A 19,494-nucleotide genomic window follows, 5' to 3' on the forward strand; every position below is an offset into this window, starting at 1 on the left:
ACGGTGTCCCAACATCTATATGAATGTTCGTTATGTATTATAATGCAATCTAAGAGGTAAGCTATTATGCCAGTTGAAAATAGTGATAATCAATCATGTCCTGACTATAGTAATGAACAGCTACGGATGATTTCAGAGCATCCGTGTTATGACCCAAAAGCTCAGCATAAGTTTGGACGGATGCACCTTGCAGTAGCTCCAAAATGTAATATCCAGTGTAAATATTGTATAAGGGATAATGACTGTGTAAATGAATGCCGTCCGGGTGTAACAAGTAAAGTTCTTACTCCACAGGAAGCGCTCGAAAAAACTCGACAGGTTTTGGAAGAACATCCTTTTATTAAGGTGATAGCAATAGCAGGTCCCGGTGACCCGCTGGCAAATGATGAAACATTTGAAACATTTAAGCTCATAAAAGAAGAATTCCCAAATGTTATCATCTGTATGAGTACTAATGGTCTTGCACTACCTGACAGGATTGATGATATGCTGGATGCAGGTGTGCAAACATTAACTGTAACAGTTAATGCAGTTGACCCTGAAATCCAGAGACAGATATGTGATCGTGTGGTTTACAATGGAAAGCTTTACAAAGGAAAAGAAGCAGCAGAATTGCTTATCAACAACCAACTGGAAGGTATAAAAAGGGCTATTGAAGCAGGAATTGTCATAAAAATTAACACTGTCCTTGTTCCGGATGTAAATGATGACCATGTAGTAGACATCGCAAAAAAGATGAATGAACTTGGAGTATTCATCATGAATATTATGCCTCTTATACCACAGGCAGAATATGCTGAATGGAGAGTACCTACAGAGGAAGAACGTAAGGCTGCACAGGCATCATGTGAACCTTTTGTGTCCCAGATGCGCCATTGTCGCCAGTGCAGGTCTGATGCTTATGGACTGCTTGGTGAAGACCTTTCTCAGATGAGTGAAGAAAGAAGAAACATGGTCAAAATGGAGACACTGAGAAAATCAAAAACCAAATCCGATAAGGATAAGGACGATTAAATTAATTTATCAGCAAAAAACAGAGAGGAAGCTTTTCATTGGATTTGAAACAGGTTGCAGACGGCATCAGGAATTTTGAAGGTGTAACTCGAAAAAAACCTATTGAAGGTATAGTTGAAATCTTTGAATCAGTACGTTCTGAATATGGGGGCACACTGGTAGATTTTGGAGATGATGCTGCAGTTATTGATATTGATGGAAATGATGTTATCCTGTTTGCTGCAGATTCCATCTGGGAAAAATTGATGAAAGCCAGCCCTTGGTGGGCCGGTTATACAGCCGTTCTTGCCAATGTAAATGATATTGCAGCAATGGGGGCACGTCCACTGGCAATGGTGGATGTCATATCATCCAGTGATAAGGATTCCTGTAATACTCTCCTAAAGGGAATAACCGATGGCATCAAAAAATTCGGTGTGCCTATGGTAGGAGGCCATTTGCACCCTGACACTCCATACAGTTCAATAGCAGTTGCAATCATCGGTATTGCAAAAAAGGACTGTATTATCCGGAGTGATACTGCAAAACCTGGTGACTCTATTATTGTAGCCTATGACATGGATGGCAGAATGGGTCCCAATTCTCCGTACAGTTGGGATACCACTTCATTTAAAGATCCAGAAACAGTAAGAAATCGTTACCTTGTGATGCAGACCATAGGAGAAAAGAAATTAGCAACCTCAGGAAAAGATATTAGCAACCCGGGAACAATCGGAACACTGGGAATGCTTTGTGAAACCAGTAATGTAGGTGCATCTGTTGACATTGATAAAATCCCGTTTCCTGATGGTGTAGAACTTGAACAGTGGCTAAAGGTTTACACTGCAACAGGTTACATCCTTACTGTAAACTCTGAAAATGTCGATGAATGCATTCAAGTGTTCAATGACGCAGGGATTACAGCATCGGTAATTGGTGAGATAAACGACACATTAAAACTTGATATTTACAACAAGGACGGTCGGGAAACTGTTTTTGATTTTAATACCGATGATATAACCGGTATAACATGTAAAAATGATTGATTCTTTGATAGGTACATTATTCAATTTTTAAAGAACGGTTATTATTGTTTTGTTGACAAGTTAACAATCCATAAAGCATATCTAATAAGCCGTTATAGAATAAATTTAAAAATAAATAATATCTATAAGTTTTAATAATTATTGAAGTTTAACTGTAGTGAAAATCATGAGTTTTTTTGACAGGATCTTACCCAGAGGTAATGAGGAAGAACCTATCTCTGTGCTTAGAGGGTTTAACGGCATTGCAGAATTATATGACAACAGGGTTGATATTAAAAAAGGCAAGAATCAACCACCGTACCTTACGCTGAACCCTTTGTGATATATCAGAAATTCATGTAAAAGAAAACGGTAAACTTAAACAGAGGTATTTGAGTTTTGTACCAAAAGCAGATATTGAGGACAGAACATCATTTCAGGACGATATGTGTACCATAGTAACAAATTATAAACCTGAACTCATCTATAAATTTGCATCCAGTGTACAGAACGTATCTCCTGATGTAGAAATATTAACCGATTTTTAAATAAGGTATGTTAATAATCCTTGCTACTTACCCATGAATCCAGTTCTTCATACATGAACTTTTCAGCTTCCTGTACGGTTTCAAGGTCGCCGCGAAGTGCAAGTACTTCTCTTTCTGCTTCATTTACAATATTAACATTTACTTTACGATTTATTGGCTCAAGGTCAAACATTTCAACCATATCGTATATTAAAGATGACGGAGTTCCGGGCGGTATTATTAAATCGTACAAATCCTTCTCATCTTCATGTTTTTCATCCATTATTTCTTTATTTTCCAAATCATCAAATGTAAACTTTTTAGCCATAATAGTCACCACTGATTATTGTTTCTATTTTACGAAAGTGGGGCAACAGGGGTAAGTGAAAGCCAACGACTTTAGTCGTTCTCTTTAAATCAAGGATTTAAAGATATCTTTAAACTCCGTTTAAAGAGTGATTAAACAACCCCGTTGATGTTTGATAAGTTTTATGATAAACATTATAATCGCTAACATTAGGTAAAAATTATATAGTTTCAACACGTATAATCAGTATCAGGTAAGTGGGTGGAGTCGATAGTTCGTAAAGAAGGTCAAAACTGCAGGAATCTGAGATTCAAGATACATCCTACTCTTGAACAGGAGAAGAAACTGAATGAAACTTTAGAGTACTGCAGGTCGACCTGGAACCATCTTCTGTCCATCAGAGTAGATTTATACGATAGGTTTGATCTGTCAGTATCTAAATCATCTCTGGAAAAATACCTGAAAAATCTGGACTATCCTATACATTCATCAGTAAGACTGGATGTATTCCAGAGATTATGTTCCGCTTATGACAAGTTTTTTGATGATATCAAGAACGGGAGACTGAAAAACACCAAACCTAAAAAAGGGATGTTCGTCAAGAGAAAAGACATACCATGTGGGAACAATTCATCCGGATTTATCAAATACGATGGAATTCTTCCGAAAGGTCACCCGAAGTTCAAGAGTAAAGAAGATTTCAGTAGTTTCAGATATAAACAGCATGGAAACGGGTGGAAACTTGAAGATAACAAGTTATACCTATCCAAAATAACCGGTAAATCAAATCTCATCAAAATTGATATTGACAGATTGCCAGATGGTGAACTGAAGACCTGTACCCTCAAGAAGGAAGGCAAACAATGGTTCGCATATCTGACAGTAGAATTGCCAGAAAACCCAGTTCCATCTACTCCAGAAAACGCTGTTGGCATAGACTTAGGACTGAAATCTTTCATAACAACTTCAAACGATGATTTTGTCGAACCACCACGATTCCTCAGGAAAGCTGAGAAAAGGCTTGCTAAAGAACAGCGAAAATTGTCGAGAATGGAATTCAAATCAAACAACTATAAAAAGCAGAAGCAAAAAGTGAACAGGATTCACAGGAAAGTAGCATCTGCTAGAAACCATTTCTCACATTGTTTGAGCAAATTGTTGGTTGAGAAATACGACCTGATTGTATTCGAGGATCTAAAAATAAAAAATCTTGTTAAAAATAACAAACTGGCTAAATCAATCTCCGATGTAAGCTGGAACAAACTGGTTCAGCATGTGACCTATAAAGCTGCTGAAAGAGGTAAGATTGTAGACAAGATTAATCCCGACAATACTACACAGGTCTGTTCTCATTGCGGAACCAAGAAAAAAGAGAAACTGAGATTGGGTGATAGAATATTCTACTGCAGTAAATGTGGATTAGAAATCGACAGGGATCTTAATGCTGCAGTCAATATTCTGACAAAATCATCGTACTATAACCCAATGCATACCGTGGGGCTCGCGGGAATGAACGGCTGTGGAGATGGTGCCTCTACGACTGGTCTCGGTATCGGTTCGCAAGTACCGCCGATGAATCAGCAAACGCTCAACCTATTAAGAGGTTGAGGCTCTCAAAAGAACCCCACGATTTAGTCGTGGGAGAGTAGTCAGTTAATTAGTCAGGTCCTTTTTTAAAGCTTTCCACGTATGGTTTTATATCCAGAACGGGAGTTTTATCCAAAGCATCCAGACCTTTTACATGCAATATATTATCAACCACTTTTTCAAGTTTTACTGTCGTGATGCCTATTCCATTTGGTCTTTTTGGTGTGCGTGACGCAAAAACTCCAGCCCTTATCCCATCAATACGCCTTTTTTGAATCAGTTCATAATTGTTGAATTTATCAAAATAAAATATGACTTCCAGCCTGTCAAAATCTGTAACCCTATATAATCCATCTTTAAATTCATCGTAAATAATTATTTTTGATACAGATTGATACATATCTTTATTATATTTGAGTTCATGGAACGTATTGTCAACATATCCTACAGGTCTCATTTTTATCGTTTCATCCATCTGAAACCTCGCTCATATCAGTAATCCTTGTGGATATATTTGTATAATATTGCACCAGTTCCTGTCCCCATTTAACAGCACTATCATCATAACTTATAATTTTTTTATGGTTAAACTTCCCGTTTTTATCTAGCAGATTCAGATATGTAAGTTTATCAGATACCAGTATAGATGCTACACCCATTTCATCATTATATAACAATGTATCAGTATTTTCCATATTTATAAAGGCATCACTCATATCTTGGTAGTCAGTTTTTAATCGGGAAAATACCGCCTTTTGCAAAATCATTGTTATATCTGCACCATTTTTTGCAAGATCAAGGAATATTGACGGGTAATTGGGATGAAAGATTGATGTAATGGCAGTAACAGAATTTGATTCTTTAAGACCATCAAGTAATTCCTGGGGGATTTCAAACAGGTTGTCAAGATCGGGTTCAATTATCTTATAGTCTCCAAGTTCTCTGATTCTTGTCAACAGATTTTTGGGAATCGGATCAAAATTACGGTTTTCCCAGTAGTCCTCATATTCTTCAAAGATATCAAGAGTTTCAAGAAATGGTATTAATTTATCAACGATAGCTTTTCCTATTTCTGTCAAATGGTAGTATTCGTTTTCTTTAACTATAAGATAATTTTCTTCAAGAATTTTTATCTGGGGCATTATCGAACTTGATGTGACATTGAGCTTGTTTCGTATGTCATCTCTGTTTTGTGGTCCTTTGCTAAGTAGAAGCATTAGGTTCTTTCTTTTATCCGAGAGAAATATTATATCAATTAACGACGTTTCCATGTATCTCACTTATGTTTATATGATTTTGATATATCCAAACAATATTGCCAATAATAATTATCATAAAATTTCAATCAATAAATTCTTGCAGGAATGCAGACCCCTCTTCTGATTGGAATAAAGGGATGTTCCAGTCCTGTATGATTTTTTTTCGGGTTGTAATGGTTTTCTGGTTTAGTAGGGGGTTAAATCCTTCGATTTCGTATTTTGTTTTATAAACCATTATACCCCGACGGTGCCATTGCGGAACTTTTGCAAGGTTTATACCTCTTTTAAACAACATCTCATGTATATCACTGGATTTTAAACCTTTCATATGTCTGGCGGCTTCATTTTCACTCCAGCCTTCAGAAAGTAGTGTATAATACCCATATGAATTGATGCAGTTTCTCCATGCTTCACTCTGACGCCAGACCATATATTCACTAATTTGTCTGTATGTAAGAGGTACAATTCTTGAATCAAAGGACAATGGTTCATCTGAATCCATTTGCATGGTAAGAGCACTACTTAAAAAACTTGGAATCACGGAATCAAGTTTTTCCACTCTACCGTCAAAGGTAATATCATCAAAAAAAAGATTAATTTCGTCTGAAAAACTATATGCAAATACTGGACTAATACCACTCTTTTTTAAAAAAAGTTCTATGGCATCAGTCATCGCGGATGCAAATTTTTTGTCATATGGTTTTTCAAGGTTCTGGCGAGATAGCGTTTTTTTAAAATTCCTTCCATCAATACGTACGATTAATGGTGGTGCACAGCGTAAATCTGCATAGATTTCTCTCTTTTTCATAAACGCTATTACTCTTGATATGCTTCTTTTTCCAGTTTTTTGAACTTGTTAATAAGGTCACGTATTATTACGATGTCGCCTGAAGTTACAACCCATCTATATGGAATGATAACACCTTTTGTGGGGACATCAAAAATTTCTCTGTTTATATCAGATATTGCAAGACCGGTAACTTTTCTGTTGTTAACATCCAGTACCATATCACTGATTTTTCCGACATATGTACCTGCATTGGTATAAACATTCAACCCGAATAACGATGATATTTCCGCACGCATATTATCTCCTTTTATTTTTATTTTTTAGGTATATTAATATTTGTATTTTTGTTTTAAAAAATTAGAGGTTTAACTTAGCAATTTCTTCCTTTACAGATGCACCTGATTGTGATAATTTTTGTTTTTGATCGTCCGTCAAATCAAGTTCTATAATATCTTCTACTCCACCTTTGCCAAGTTTAACCGGAACTCCCAAGTATATGTCATTAAGTCCGTATTCACCATTTAAATATGCGGCTGCAGGAAGTATCCGCTTTTTATCGTTTACTACTGAATCCACCATTTTAACAATTGATGCTGATGGTGCATAAAACGCACTGCCTTCTTTTAAGTGTTCAACTATTTCAGCTCCTCCGTGAATGGTTCTTTCAACAAGCCGATTGATAGTATCCTCTGACATGATTTCTGTTATAGGTATTCCTGATACTGTCGAATATTGGGGCAATGGTACCATCAGGTCGCCATGTCCGCCAAGAACCATTGCATTAACATCCTGTATAGAACAACCAAGTTCCATTGCTATAAATGTTTCAAACCTGCTGGAATCAAGCACTCCACTCATTCCGAATACCCGGTTGTGTTCAAAACCGGTAACCTCAAGAGCAGCATAAGTCATTATGTCAAGCGGATTTGTAACGGTTATAATAGTTGAATCAGGTGCATGTGTCTTTATATTTTCACATACATCTTTGGTGATATTTGCATTTTTATCAAGCAGGTCATCTCTGCTCATTCCCGGTTTTCTCGGCATACCAGCAGTAACTACAACAACATCAGAACCTTCTATATCTTTGTAATCGTTTGTACCTGTTATATCGGTATCATACCCCATAACAGGTGCTGATTGCATGAGGTCAAGGGATTTACCCTGTGGCAGTCCCTCGATAATGTCTGTCATCACAATGTCGCCTAATTCAAGTTCTGCAAGACGCTGGACAGCTGTAGCTCCAACATTTCCTGCGCCTATTACTGAAATTTTGGTCATGGTTTAGCCTTCTATGTAATTTTGATTAATATTTTAATTTGGTTGCTAATTGAATATACAAAATATTTAAATTTTTAATGTATATACTTAATTATTCTTACATTTTTTCGGTATATAGAGGTTAATGTTTTAATTGTATTTCGGTATAAATTAATGAGCTGGTGATATTATATTTGAAAGCTGGGTTGAATTGTGTCCAAAAATAGACAAAGGCGTCAGGTTTTCAGAATGTAGGAAATGTAAATATTTCACAAGAGTGGACTATCTCTTTATAATTTGTGGATACAAAGGGTTTGCAAAAAAGAGAGTATTTTACAGGAAACTGGAACAATTAGACAAAACTTAAATATCAGGATAAAACTTCTAACCTAATAAAAGAGTTTATATTGGAGGACGATTAACATCTGTACTTATGTGACAGATTTTTTAAGATATTCAGGTTTTATAATAGCAGGATTTGTTACATTCATGATAAGCATAGTTTATTTGGGTTCAATTTCTCAATTAGGTGCAATTTCAGGTTTTGCCATATCTACCGTGATGCTGTATGCAGGTATAAGGAAAATGGAAATAAAAAACTGAATTTATTCAGGACTGTTCTCAATCCTGTTTATCTTCATCAATGGATAGTTCAGTTTTTCATCATATTTGAGTGATACCTTTGCTTCTTTTTCTTTGTATGATATATCCAGAACAACATCCAGCATACATCCCTCAAGTTCACAGTATCCAAATTCACCGTTTAACCTTGAACGAACCATGTCTCTGTTGATGGTTACTTTTATATTTTTAACATACGGCTGGACTGATATGCTTTGAGATATTGCTTTTTCAAGACTATCAACAGTTTCAAGAGTCAGAGGTGACCCTGTAAATTGATGATACAACGCTCCGAGTTTTATTCCCGCTTCAAATACTGCCTGTTCACTGTCGCTAATTGATTTATTAGAATCGTTCATTTTACCACATTTGTCCTTTACTTATCATAATATTCTCTGGGAATTTTCATTATCGGTGATTCAAGATACAAAAGCATCAGCAGTATTAAAATAGTTGATAAAATATGTGTGATTTCAATATTTATAAAATATGACCCAACGATTATTATAAAAAATACAAATCCAAAAGCAAGCGTTTTCATTCCTCTGATTTTTGGATAGGTGTAAGTGCTTATCATAAGAATTGAAAGAATTAATGTTAGAATGATTATGGCTGATGAGAATATATATTTTTGATAAACCAGCAAATACGATGCAAGTACAACACCTGAGGCTGTAATGGGCAACCCCTCAAAATCCTTGATATTGTTTGTTTTAGTATTAAACCTTGCAAGCCTTAATATCCCGCATATAAAATATACAAACACTGCACCCATCATAACGTATGGAAACTGGGAACCGTAGATGGCGTAGATAATAACCACAGGAGCTGCACCGAAAGAGATGATGTCTGCCAGAGAATCCAGATGTTCTCCCAGTTCTCCACTCTCTATATATCTTGCAATAAACCCATCCAGTCCATCGGCAATTGCTGCAGTAAGTATTAAAACAGCTGCAAGGTGATGGTTATTGTCTAACACAGCAAGCATGGCTGATATACCGAATAATGCATTTGATATTGAAATAAGGTCTGGAATTTTAAGTGTCTGGAATATATTCATCTGAATCCTCGGTTATCGGTGCTGTATTTGTTTTTGAATTAAACTTTGCTATTATTGATTCACCTGCAGTAACCTTATCTTTGATATCGCATACTATATCAAAATTATCTGGAACAGTGACATCTACCCTTGATCCGAAACAAATCATACCTATCCTTTGACCTTGGGAAATCAAATCCCCTTCATCAACATATGTGATGATCCGGCGTGCTATTAATCCTGCAATCTGGGTTACTTTGGTGTTGCCATATTCGGTTTTTATCGTTATTTCGTTGCGCTCATTTTTCTCTGAATCCTTATAAAATGCAGGTAAAAAACTACCATTTGTATAACTGGTTTTGATAATTTCTCCTTCCAGAGGTGTACGGTTTACATGGACATCATTAAAATTCATAAATATACAGATTGTACGGTTGCGAATATCTATTACCTTGCCGTCTGCAGGAGAAACCATACATTTATTGCACTTTTTTGGATGCCTTACAGGGTCTCTGAAAAACCAGATAGAAAATACTGTTACTGCAATTCCCGCGTAGGATACAACTTGCAGGTAAAAAAGGTTCAATAAATAGGCTGCTGTACCTGTAAAGATGGTAAACAGGGCTATCGGTATTATCTTTGATATTGACCCTTTTGCAAGCATTTATTGGTTTCCTACAATTTTATTCAAAATATCCTGTGCATGTTTATTTATAATCTGCCATAACCCTTCTATTAATTCCAGAAGTTCAGGCAGAATTCTAAGTACGATAAAAGCAATCACCAGCAAAACTACGCCTGCACCTGATTTAGCAATGAAATGATGGGCTATATCAAAACTGTTGGGACCAAACCATTGATATGCATAGGCAACCACAACAAAAACGTCTCTAAACAGGTTCAATCCGTATATAACAGGAACTGATACCATAAAGGCTGTAAACAATTTTTTTATCGGAGCTGTTACAGCAACAATTAAACCTGTAAACAGAGCTATACTTTCAATTGCAGTACATGCAAGTATGATTTTTACTGTATAACCGTTAAGAGTTATAAGGTTCCATGATATCATCTCGGCAGGGTATCCCAGTCCATGAAGAATCCATACTACCTGCTGTGTAACAACCGTAATTAACCATTCATTTAGAGCAGGAATTTGGGAAAACGGGAAGTAAAAAACCGACCCGAGAGCTGTTGCGATTGTAGCCATTGTAGTAACATCTGTAGAACCCGAGGTAAAGGTTGATTCACCCGGTGACATTCTGTATTCTTTTATCATTGTATAGGATAGTAGAATACAAAAGGCACCAATACCGATTGTTAATGTGACATTAAAATAGTCGTTAATTTTTATATAGTGCAGTGGCTGTAAAAACCAGTGAACAGAAAACAGCAACCATCCTGCACCACCTATCGCTTTATGTATTTTGTATTTTCCGGTGATGATTGAAGATGCAACCATCAGTGAAACTGCAATCCAGAGTATGTTTTCTATCATTATCAGGCACCAATAAATAACAGTATTTTATTTTATATACAAACTGTATAGTATTAATTTTTACCGTAGATTATAAAAAGTATCCAATATATATGATTGATGTATCAAACATCATACCTTTTCTGGTAATTATTGGAATTGAATATTGAATTGAAATTACACTACAAATAGATTTTCATATTTTCAAACTATCAGTAATTTACAAAATGGTACCAGAGACACCTAAATTAACAGTTGATGCCGTAACAATCTTAAATGGTAAGATTGTACTGGTCAAAAGAAAAAACCCGCCATATCAGGGAAAATTTGCACTGCCGGGTGGTTTTGTAGAAATAGGTGAAACCACTGAAAATGCGGTCAAGCGCGAATTAAAAGAAGAAACCGGGCTATCAGGAGAAATTGTTAAATTGCTTGGGGTGTATTCAGACCCTGACCGAGACCCTCGGGGTCATACTGTATCGGTATGTTACCTTTTAATAGGAAAAGGTGTACCTGTAGCAGATACAGATGCTAAAGATATAGAAGTTTTTGATATTACAAAGATACCAGAACTGGCGTTTGATCACAATAAAATAATAAATCAGGCAACGGAGGATATATATGGAATTCTGTCCAAAATGTAAAAGTTTAATGTTCCCAGTAGATAATTCAATGAAATGCAGGAAATGCGGTCATATAAAAGGAAGCGGAAGCAGTGATACGTTTGTTTCAAGAACTGAAAAGGAAAACCGTGAGGTGACTGTACTGGAAGGCGAGGTTGACCAGGGGCTTCCCACAACAGAAGCAAAATGTCAGGAATGTGGTCATACCGTCGCTTACTGGTGGCTGAGGCAGCTGAGGTCAGCAGATGAGTCAGAAACAAGGTTTTTCAAATGTACCAAATGTGGAGCAACATGGAGAGATTACGATTAATTTTTATAAACCTTTTTAAAGTATAATTGACTGGAGTAACGTAGGTGTCGGACAAAATAAGGAAATTTATATAACAGTTGATTTATAAAGAAATTGTAGTTTTTAAAATATCTTGATGGAGACCCAAAATGTTCAGGGCAACGATAGATGCGTATCTTTTAAGAGATTCGGTAGAAATATTGTCAGTACTTGTGGATGAAATCAGACTCAGAACTTCATCCGATGGAATATCTGTGAAGGCAGTTGACCCGGCTAATGTGGCAATGGTAACGTTTAATCTGGATTCCAGTGCATTTGATGATTTTGAAGCAGATGAAGGTGAAATCGGACTGGACCTTACAAAAATCAGCGATATTCTGGGAGTAGCAGATAAAAACGATAAAGTTTACATGGAACTTAATGAAAATTCCCAGAATATGTCGATAAACATAGGCTCGTTTTCCTATACATTGTCCTTACTGGATCCCTCTACAATACGCTCTGAACCCAAAATACCACAACTCGAGTTGCCTGCTGAAATCATTTTAAACGGAACTGACCTGCGCAGAGCTGTAAAAGCGGCTGAAAAAATCAGCGACCACATGCTTCTTGGTGTAAATGATGATGTATTCTACATGGAAGCAGAAGGCGATACGGACAAAGTAAGGCTTGACCTACCACGCGACCAGTTAATAGACTTAAAACCGGATGATGTACGGTCATTGTTTTCGCTGGATTATCTGTCGGACATTGTAAAACCAGCATCCAAATCAAATGAAGTTGTCCTTGAACTTGGTCAGGATTTCCCGATAAAAATAAACTTTGAAATTGCAAATGGTATAGGGAAAGTTGGTTATCTTCTTGCACCAAGAATTGAATCCGAATAAAATCTGTAATGCATATGGACAGCAAATCCCTTGCTTTATATCCATTTGTTACTGAAGCTTTCAGTTATGTGGAAACTCTTGGATTTTCACTTGAAAGGTTGCTGAATTCACGTGCACTGGATTCAGCACGTTTTCGTGGAAAAGAGCGTGTAATCCAGTCAATTGAAGATGGAGAGATACAAAAACCGGGACTTAGTGGTTCAGGAGAGGAAAAAATAGTTCTGGAATTACTCTCCTATCCCTTTTCCAGAATTCTTGTGTCCTGTATTAATGATTCCTATCTTATCAGACGCTATGCTCTTGCAGAAGCAGAATCCGCGTCAAAACTGCTTAAAACAGAAAACAAAGATTTTCTGGTAGAGATAGCAAACGATTTTAATGTTTCTATAACTCCTTTTGATTCTCATTTTGCAATGCATTTTACAGATTATATAAAACTTGCAAACACCATGAAAGATTTAAAATGGAAACTTGTTAACCGAAGATTAAAACAGGGATATGTCCATATTACCCACGAGGAAGTAGCCCGCCTTTTACAGGAAGCCATAAGAGACCGCATTCAGAATGCACTTCCGCTGGATGTATCCTCTGAAGCCTGTAATAACTGTAATTCTTATATTGACGAGATAAAAGAGGTTTTACAAAACCGCAAGAGTGATGTCAATATCGATGAAATGGGAGAAGTGGATACTGAATCGTTTCCGCCCTGCATATCAAATGCTATTTCAGGTGTCAGTACAGGAGCAAATCTTGGACATTCCATGAGGTTTGCGTTAACCTCGTTCCTGTTGAATGTGGGGATGAGTGTTGATGAGATAGTGGATATGTTCAATGTCTCACCCGATTTTGATGAGGAAAAAACCCGTTACCAGATAGAACATATTGCCGGTTCATCTGGTTCACCCTACACCCCCCCATCCTGTCAGACGATGAAAACCTACGGAAACTGTTATGGTGGTGATGAGTTCTGCCAAAAAATAAACCATCCACTGAATTATTACCGTAAAAAATTATATAAAAAGGCAAAAAAGGAAAAAGAAAAATCTCAACAACATGACAGTTAACGTTTGCTGTATTTTCTGCACATATCCACGAATCTATCTACGGGGAATGTTGCAGGATGAGCGTGCATATAACTGGCTATTGAGTTGTGTTCTGAAAGGCCATCTTTTCCGTCTTCTATACCTTTTCCACGTATCATTTCGTATTCCAGTTTAGCGTCTCTGGAACATTCTGTTGTAGAATAATGAAATTCATGTCCAAGAAGAGTTCCGTTGATAAATTCTCCACTGGCTTCTGCTTTTGTATGTCCGAGTGCTTTGAGTTTGTTGGTCATCCGGGTATTTGCAGGGAATACGTCAGCCATTTTATATTCAACATCATCAATTTCATAGGAACTGCAAAGATACTGCATACCACCGCATTCTCCATAGATTGGCATCCCGTCTGCGGCAAGATTTTTCAATTCACTGGTTGTTTTTGATTTTTCAAGGTCTTCTATGTAAAGTTCCGGATAACCTCCGCCCAGATATATACCATCGACATCCGGGAGTTCTCCCTGTACCGGGCTGAAGAATTCGATATCAGCACCGCACTGTCTGAATGAATCCAGCATATCCTGATAGTAGAAACAGAAAGCACCATCCATACCCACTCCTATGGTGACATCGGGTTTTTTGTTTTCAATTGTTCCTACGCTGGTCACTGGTTTTACAGGTTCTCTTGCAAGTGACATTACAGCATCAAGGTCGATGTTTTCCTCTATAAATTCTGCCAGTTCGTCCAGATTATGGTCTTCTTCTGATGCCATATGAAGCCCGAGATGCCTTGACGGTACGGAAACATTCTGGTTTTTGGGCAGTGCTCCTACAACTGGAATATCAGAAGGTAGAGCGTCCTTTATCATTTGAGCATGACGCTGACTTCCTACTTTATTAAGAACCACACCTGCAACATTAACATCCTTGTCATATTCTGAATACCCTTTAAGAATTGCACCGACACTTCTTGACATTCCATGAACGTTTACAACAAGGATTACGGGTGCGCCAATAACTTTAGCTACATGAGCGGAACTGGATATTTCAGTAGAATCCACACCGTCATATAGTCCCATGACACCTTCTATCACCGATATATCGGCATCATTTGAGGAATATTCAATGCTCCTTCTGATGTATTCTTCATCCATCATGTAGGTGTCAAGGTTTCTTGAGGGTTTCTTACAGATGGCGGTATGATGAGTGGGGTCTATATAATCAGGACCTACTTTATAGGGCTGAACCTTTAGATTTCGTTTTGAAAGGGCAGCCATTATGCCCATTGAAACAGTGGTCTTTCCTACTCCACTATGTGTTCCAGCGATAAGTACGGAATTTGTCATGGTTGCTGATTGAGTTTATTTTATATATAACAATTATCATTCACTGGTTTTTAATATTATAAATTCAATCCCTATTAGAAAATATGGAAACCATGATGTTTTCACACTCACAATGCAATAACCAGGAAGTTCTGGTGGACAGTTATGGACGCAGGGTCACCAGTTTAAGGATATCTATCACTAATCGCTGCAACCTGAACTGCATCTACTGTCATCATGAGGGAAATTCCAGTAGCAAAAAAGAGATGTCTGTAGATGACATATCTAAAATAGTTCATACTGCATCATGTTATGGGGTTAATAAAATAAAGTTCTCTGGTGGTGAACCGCTTGTCAGGGATGATTTTGAACAAATACTGCAGTCTTTGCCCCCACTTAAAGAAATTTCTGCCACCACCAACGGAGTATTACTTAAAGACCGTGCCCATGAATTAAAGGCAGCCGGTCTTGATAGAATAAACATCAGTCTCGACACTCTTGATCCTGAATGCTATCAGTTTATTACTGGCGGAAAGCAGGGTACGTTGGAACAGGTGATTGAAGGTATAAAAGCATCAGTTGATGCAGGGCTGACACCAGTCAAGCTCAATGTGATACTTCTAAAGGGTATTAATGATACAAAAATTGACGAAATGATTGAGTTCATCCGCAGTTTCGATGGTAATGTGATACTGCAATTGATTGAATTAATGGATTTTGAATTTGAAGTATATCATCAGTACCGTGTAGATATTCAGGCTATCGAAAATGAACTTGAAAGCCGTGCTGACGAGATCAGAGTTCGCAGTATGCACAGAAGGAAAAAATACATAATTGATTCTGCAGAAATTGAGCTTGTACGCCCGATAGACAATACTCAATTCTGTGCCAACTGCAATCGTTTAAGAGTAACAGCAGACGGGAAACTCAAACCCTGTCTGCTGGTGGATAACAACCTTGTTGATGTGTCAGAGGCATCATCAGAAAAGATGGATGAATTATTGAAACTTGCAGTAAGCCGCAGAGTTCCGTATTACAGGTAATAAATAAAGAATGGAGGTATAGAATGGACGTTAAAATAACAGTTGATGGAGAAGAAATACCACTCAATGAATTCGTGGAACAAATCATCGGTAACATGGTTGTTGGCGGTGTAGAATCATTGAAAGGCGTGGATGAAAACTGGAACAATATATCGATAAATATTGAAAAAGATTGATTTAATTTAGATAAGATGTTCAATTTCAGAAGGATGTACAGGTGATGTAGAATCCAGTGATATGGGTGTTACAGAAATGTGCCCGTTATGTACAACAGCATGTACATCTGACCCTTCTTTATCATCATTAATATGGTCTCCCGCTATCCAGTAATAGGCTCTGCCGCGCGGGTCGTATCGCTCTTCTATTGACATAGTGAAAAATTTACGGGCAAGCTGTGTGATTTCAATCTCTGTATCATCTTCTGCCATATGTGGAATATTTACATTCAACAGGTCTACATTATCCGGAAGACCGTGATGGATTACTTTTTTCGCTATTCTGTTGATGATGTTTTTCCCAACTTCAAAATCATGCTGGTAATCCCTTAAATCATCAAATTTTAGTCCTTCATCAGTTACCTGTATGGATGCCGCGATTGCAGGTATACCATAACTTGCACCTTCAAGAGCAGCACCTATAGTACCGGAAGTTGTTACAGTATCTGTACTGATATTTTCACCAATATTAAAACCTGAAAGCAAAAGGTCTGGTTTTTCATCCATGAGTTTAAAAATCCCAAGAATTACTGAATCAGTTGGAGTCCCTCCGATAGAATACGCTTTGACACCATCTATATTGGCTTTTGTAATCCTTAAAGGTTCAAAAAGAGATATTGAACGTCCTACACCGCTTTGCTGTACTGCAGGTGCTGCAATGGTGACATCTCCGAGGTCTTTTATACTGTTGTATGCAGCACTGATACCCGCCGAATATACTCCATCATCATTAGTAAGAAGAATTTTGTTAGACATTGGTTATCCACATTGTTTACTAATGTTTTATAGTTAATGGGATTTCAAAGGGAAAAAGTTTAAATCTCTTTCTAATTTGCATTATCAAAGTAGGGTCAACTACTAACCGCTAAACCGGTTAGCTTGTCCTTCCATCTCTTAACTTCGACTACTAGCAGAAGCTAAGCGGAGGACATTAGGAAGGCTGACAGCTCCCATATTGCGTTGTTCTATCGGGATTCAGTTTAACTTTCAGAGTTAGAAGCATGTTATCCCAAAATATGTTATACACATATAAACTAAAACAGGAAGCCACTTGGTCTTTAGCCAAGTGGTAGTTCACAGCTACTATGCATCACTGTCTGCACCGCATCGTTTGTGCTCGACACCAGGCAGTATTTGATGGAACCTGATGATACACAAACAACTGATTAAACAATGTCTTACATCAGGCAACTTGCTTAAAGCAATTGTACACTGAAAGCATTGCTACATCTATAATACTGTATATACAATACTAAAATAAAAAAAAATATTGATTCAAAAAGCAATAACCAACGGGGTTGTTTCATCATTCTTTAAACTTCGTTTAAAGATATTGGTAAATTTTCAATTTACCAAGTTTAAGTTTAACTCTAAATTTTTTAATTTAGAGTGTTTTGATTTAAAGAAAACGGTTAGAAACCGTTGGCTTTCACGTACCCCTGTTGCCCCACTTTCGTAATCAATTTGTTCAGTCTATCCTAATTTAGATTATAATCCTAACCTTTACACCATTACGACTAAATATTTAAATAGTTATATGGTTATTCGAGTGAAAATTTTATAATAACAGCAGTTTAAAAGTATCGGAATGCAACCATGCTGGACATAAAATACCTATTTAAAGATTTAATCAGGACAAGAAAGATTCAAAACTTTATAAACAACCGATTAAAAGATGAATCCATCCTCTTTCTACCGAAAAACAATATAAAATATATCTGTACAAACGATGCAGTATTTGAGAACAGCCCTCTGCTTTACACCCTTATGCAGGTAGAAAGTGACTACATCTTTGATGATTTGAATCCTGATGATATTGTTCTGGATATAGGTGCAGGCATCGGTGCGTTTTCTCTTAAAGTTCACCAGAAAGTAGACCACATATACGCGGTAGAACCTTTATGGAAAAATGAATTGTCCAAAAACTGTGAATTATCAGGTGCTGACAATGTGACTATTCTGCCCTATGCATTAAGCAGTGATGATCTATCCATAGAATATGAGGATAGGAAAGCAAATGTAGAGGGTAAAACCCTTTCAGAGCTTAAAGAACTATGCGGCGGACATGTAGATTTTTTGAAAATGGATTGTGAAGGGGGAGAATGGAGTATAAAACCTCGCGAGCTTAAAGGTATCAGGAGAATTGAAGCCGAGGTTCACAGTTTTAATGGTGAAAATATGAATGATTTTGTAAAAATGCTGGAATCAAATGATTTTATTGTCAGAAAGAAAAAAAATGCCTGTAATAATATGCTAATTCATGCATGGAAACTTTAACTTTAGTCTTCATATCTTTCAGAATGTTTATTCCTTTCTGTTTTGTCCTTTTTCAGGCAGAAATACCATTCAGGACAGTATGACCCTTCTTCTTTAATTCTTTCTATTGCACTTTCATAGGTTTTTGGAGGATTTATAATAAGGTCATCTCCGGGATACCAGCCCTCTGGTGTTTGAACATTTTCTTCATCGCTTTTTTGCATGGCCAATATTAAACGTTTGATTTCATCAAGATTTCGTCCATTGGATAAAGGATAATAAATGGTTGCTCTAATAATTGCATGAGGATCGATTATAAAAACAGCTCTTACAGTGTGTGTACTGAAGGAATCTTTTGATTTACTTTTCCCAGTAGTACGTAATTGCTCCATTACTTCTTCCTGTGACCACTTAGCTTTTGGATGAATCATTCCGTATTTTTGGGCAACTTTCATGTTGAGGTCGTCTATAATCGGAAAAGTAATGTCTATATTTCCATACCCCTTGTATTTAATATTGTCTCTTATGGATTTGAGCCATGTAATATGGGAATAAATACTATCAATGGATAAACCCAGTAGTTCAGTGTTTAATTCCTTGAATTCTTCCTGCATATGTGCAAATTTTAGGAACTCGGTTGTACACACAGGTGTAAAATCACCGGGATGGCTAAAAAATATAACCCATTTACCTTTATAATCATTTGGAAAATTAATTTCTCCAACAGTGGAATCTGCTTTGAATGCTGGTGCATTATCCCCTATCAGCGGCATGGAATGATAGTTCGATTCTTCCTGAGTATTTTCATTTTCTTTCATATATTATTCACCGACATCAGTTTAGAGTATCAATAATCTGTTTTTTTATGTAGGGAAAATAACCGTTAAATTTGAAATAAATCACTTACTGGTTTCTATTAACACCCCTTTCATAT

Annotated in this window: 25 protein-coding genes; 12 read left to right on the top strand and 13 right to left on the bottom strand. The window is 36.9% G+C overall.

Features of this window, described 5'->3' with window-relative positions; translation table 11 throughout:
* The first annotated feature begins 66 nt into the window (after nucleotides 1–66).
* From nifB to METEV_RS12330, 3 genes are all read left to right on the top strand, one after another.
* Nucleotides 67–1,014, top strand: coding sequence for a nitrogenase cofactor biosynthesis protein NifB (nifB, locus tag METEV_RS05505; RefSeq protein WP_013194558.1), 948 nt, complete (start codon nucleotides 67–69; stop codon nucleotides 1,012–1,014).
* Nucleotides 1,015–1,052: 38 nt separating this feature from the next.
* Nucleotides 1,053–2,039 (top strand): methanogenesis marker 2 protein, encoded by a 987-nt coding sequence (locus METEV_RS05510; protein ID WP_013194559.1) that lies wholly within the window; start codon nucleotides 1,053–1,055, stop codon nucleotides 2,037–2,039.
* A gap of 371 nt (nucleotides 2,040–2,410) precedes the next feature.
* Entirely contained in the window at nucleotides 2,411–2,566 is a 156-nt protein-coding gene (locus tag METEV_RS12330) for a hypothetical protein (RefSeq protein WP_157197290.1), read from the top strand.
* 10 nt (nucleotides 2,567–2,576) lie between these two features.
* Here the strand turns inward: METEV_RS12330 and METEV_RS05515 are convergent, their stop codons facing one another.
* Nucleotides 2,577–2,873 carry a hypothetical protein gene (locus METEV_RS05515; protein ID WP_013194560.1) on the bottom strand — a complete coding sequence of 99 codons (297 nt, stop codon included), beginning with the start codon at nucleotides 2,871–2,873 and terminating at the stop codon, nucleotides 2,577–2,579.
* 240 nt (nucleotides 2,874–3,113) lie between these two features.
* On the opposite strand from METEV_RS05515, the gene METEV_RS05520 reads away from it, so the two are divergent.
* Nucleotides 3,114–4,460, top strand: coding sequence for an RNA-guided endonuclease InsQ/TnpB family protein (locus tag METEV_RS05520; protein ID WP_013194561.1), 1,347 nt, complete (start codon nucleotides 3,114–3,116; stop codon nucleotides 4,458–4,460).
* 49 nt (nucleotides 4,461–4,509) lie between these two features.
* On the opposite strand, the gene tsaA is transcribed toward METEV_RS05520, so the two are convergent.
* From tsaA to mdh, 5 genes are all read right to left on the bottom strand, one after another.
* Complete coding sequence (tsaA, locus tag METEV_RS05525; RefSeq protein ID WP_013194562.1) at nucleotides 4,510–4,914, bottom strand: tRNA (N6-threonylcarbamoyladenosine(37)-N6)-methyltransferase TrmO; 405 nt, start codon at nucleotides 4,912–4,914, stop codon at nucleotides 4,510–4,512.
* Nucleotides 4,907–5,710, bottom strand: coding sequence for a helix-turn-helix transcriptional regulator (locus METEV_RS05530; protein WP_013194563.1), 804 nt, complete (start codon nucleotides 5,708–5,710; stop codon nucleotides 4,907–4,909). The genes tsaA and METEV_RS05530 overlap by 8 nt, the downstream gene beginning before the upstream one ends.
* Before the next feature lie 70 nt (nucleotides 5,711–5,780).
* A complete protein-coding gene (locus tag METEV_RS05535) occupies nucleotides 5,781–6,506 on the bottom strand; it encodes a tRNA(His) guanylyltransferase Thg1 family protein (protein WP_013194564.1) in 726 nt (241 codons plus the stop codon).
* Between the two features lie 8 nt (nucleotides 6,507–6,514).
* The gene (locus METEV_RS05540) at nucleotides 6,515–6,784 is read right to left on the bottom strand and encodes a PRC-barrel domain-containing protein (protein WP_013194565.1); all 270 of its coding nucleotides are present in this window, start codon (nucleotides 6,782–6,784) and stop codon (nucleotides 6,515–6,517) included.
* A gap of 61 nt (nucleotides 6,785–6,845) precedes the next feature.
* Nucleotides 6,846–7,769 carry a malate dehydrogenase gene (mdh, locus tag METEV_RS05545; protein ID WP_013194566.1) on the bottom strand — a complete coding sequence of 308 codons (924 nt, stop codon included), beginning with the start codon at nucleotides 7,767–7,769 and terminating at the stop codon, nucleotides 6,846–6,848.
* A 414-nt stretch (nucleotides 7,770–8,183) separates the two neighbouring features.
* On the opposite strand from mdh, the gene METEV_RS12335 reads away from it, so the two are divergent.
* Nucleotides 8,184–8,351: a hypothetical protein gene (locus METEV_RS12335; protein ID WP_157197291.1), complete on the top strand. Its 168-nt coding sequence runs from the start codon at nucleotides 8,184–8,186 to the stop codon at nucleotides 8,349–8,351.
* 2 nt (nucleotides 8,352–8,353) lie between these two features.
* On the opposite strand, the gene METEV_RS05550 is transcribed toward METEV_RS12335, so the two are convergent.
* Genes METEV_RS05550 through artA form a run of 4 tightly spaced genes read right to left on the bottom strand, consistent with a single transcriptional unit; the run spans nucleotide 8,354 to nucleotide 10,906 of the window.
* Nucleotides 8,354–8,728, bottom strand: coding sequence for a dihydroneopterin aldolase family protein (locus METEV_RS05550; protein ID WP_013194567.1), 375 nt, complete (start codon nucleotides 8,726–8,728; stop codon nucleotides 8,354–8,356).
* Between the two features lie 17 nt (nucleotides 8,729–8,745).
* Complete coding sequence (locus METEV_RS05555; protein WP_013194568.1) at nucleotides 8,746–9,429, bottom strand: archaetidylserine synthase; 684 nt, start codon at nucleotides 9,427–9,429, stop codon at nucleotides 8,746–8,748.
* Nucleotides 9,407–10,072, bottom strand: coding sequence for a phosphatidylserine decarboxylase (locus METEV_RS05560; RefSeq protein WP_013194569.1), 666 nt, complete (start codon nucleotides 10,070–10,072; stop codon nucleotides 9,407–9,409). Before METEV_RS05560 ends, METEV_RS05555 begins: the two co-directional genes overlap by 23 nt.
* On the bottom strand, nucleotides 10,073–10,906 hold the full coding sequence (gene artA / locus METEV_RS05565; RefSeq protein ID WP_013194570.1) for an archaeosortase A: 834 nt from the start codon (nucleotides 10,904–10,906) through the stop codon (nucleotides 10,073–10,075).
* A gap of 206 nt (nucleotides 10,907–11,112) precedes the next feature.
* Here artA and METEV_RS05570 point away from each other — a divergent pair, with 206 nt between their 5' ends.
* From METEV_RS05570 to priL, 4 genes are all read left to right on the top strand, one after another.
* Entirely contained in the window at nucleotides 11,113–11,529 is a 417-nt protein-coding gene (locus METEV_RS05570) for an NUDIX domain-containing protein (RefSeq protein ID WP_013194571.1), read from the top strand.
* Nucleotides 11,507–11,818 (top strand): transcription factor S, encoded by a 312-nt coding sequence (locus METEV_RS05575; RefSeq protein WP_013194572.1) that lies wholly within the window; start codon nucleotides 11,507–11,509, stop codon nucleotides 11,816–11,818. Before METEV_RS05570 ends, METEV_RS05575 begins: the two co-directional genes overlap by 23 nt.
* 128 nt (nucleotides 11,819–11,946) lie before the next feature.
* Nucleotides 11,947–12,684: a DNA polymerase sliding clamp gene (locus METEV_RS05580; RefSeq protein WP_013194573.1), complete on the top strand. Its 738-nt coding sequence runs from the start codon at nucleotides 11,947–11,949 to the stop codon at nucleotides 12,682–12,684.
* A 14-nt stretch (nucleotides 12,685–12,698) separates the two neighbouring features.
* On the top strand, nucleotides 12,699–13,748 hold the full coding sequence (priL, locus tag METEV_RS05585; protein WP_013194574.1) for a DNA primase regulatory subunit PriL: 1,050 nt from the start codon (nucleotides 12,699–12,701) through the stop codon (nucleotides 13,746–13,748).
* Here priL and METEV_RS05590 read toward each other — a convergent pair.
* Nucleotides 13,745–15,067 (bottom strand): cobyrinate a,c-diamide synthase, encoded by a 1,323-nt coding sequence (locus METEV_RS05590; protein ID WP_013194575.1) that lies wholly within the window; start codon nucleotides 15,065–15,067, stop codon nucleotides 13,745–13,747. The genes priL and METEV_RS05590 overlap by 4 nt on opposite strands.
* Nucleotides 15,068–15,150: 83 nt before the next feature.
* Here METEV_RS05590 and moaA point away from each other — a divergent pair, with 83 nt between their 5' ends.
* The gene (gene moaA, locus METEV_RS05595; RefSeq protein ID WP_049891007.1) at nucleotides 15,151–16,089 is read left to right on the top strand and encodes a GTP 3',8-cyclase MoaA; all 939 of its coding nucleotides are present in this window, start codon (nucleotides 15,151–15,153) and stop codon (nucleotides 16,087–16,089) included.
* 23 nt (nucleotides 16,090–16,112) lie between these two features.
* Nucleotides 16,113–16,265 carry a hypothetical protein gene (locus METEV_RS12535; RefSeq protein WP_013194577.1) on the top strand — a complete coding sequence of 51 codons (153 nt, stop codon included), beginning with the start codon at nucleotides 16,113–16,115 and terminating at the stop codon, nucleotides 16,263–16,265.
* Between the two features lie 6 nt (nucleotides 16,266–16,271).
* Here the strand turns inward: METEV_RS12535 and surE are convergent, their stop codons facing one another.
* Nucleotides 16,272–17,060, bottom strand: a complete 789-nt coding sequence (surE, locus tag METEV_RS05600) for a 5'/3'-nucleotidase SurE (RefSeq protein ID WP_013194578.1) — start codon at nucleotides 17,058–17,060, stop codon at nucleotides 16,272–16,274.
* Nucleotides 17,061–17,900: 840 nt separating this feature from the next.
* On the opposite strand from surE, the gene METEV_RS05605 reads away from it, so the two are divergent.
* Nucleotides 17,901–18,581, top strand: a complete 681-nt coding sequence (locus METEV_RS05605; protein WP_013194579.1) for an FkbM family methyltransferase — start codon at nucleotides 17,901–17,903, stop codon at nucleotides 18,579–18,581.
* Nucleotides 18,582–18,583: 2 nt separating this feature from the next.
* Here METEV_RS05605 and METEV_RS05610 read toward each other — a convergent pair whose 3' ends face one another.
* Nucleotides 18,584–19,378, bottom strand: a complete 795-nt coding sequence (locus METEV_RS05610) for a redoxin domain-containing protein (protein WP_013194580.1) — start codon at nucleotides 19,376–19,378, stop codon at nucleotides 18,584–18,586.
* Nucleotides 19,379–19,494 lie beyond the last annotated feature (116 nt).

The organism is Methanohalobium evestigatum Z-7303 (assembly GCF_000196655.1).
Taxonomy (GTDB): Archaea; Halobacteriota; Methanosarcinia; order Methanosarcinales; family Methanosarcinaceae; genus Methanohalobium; species Methanohalobium evestigatum.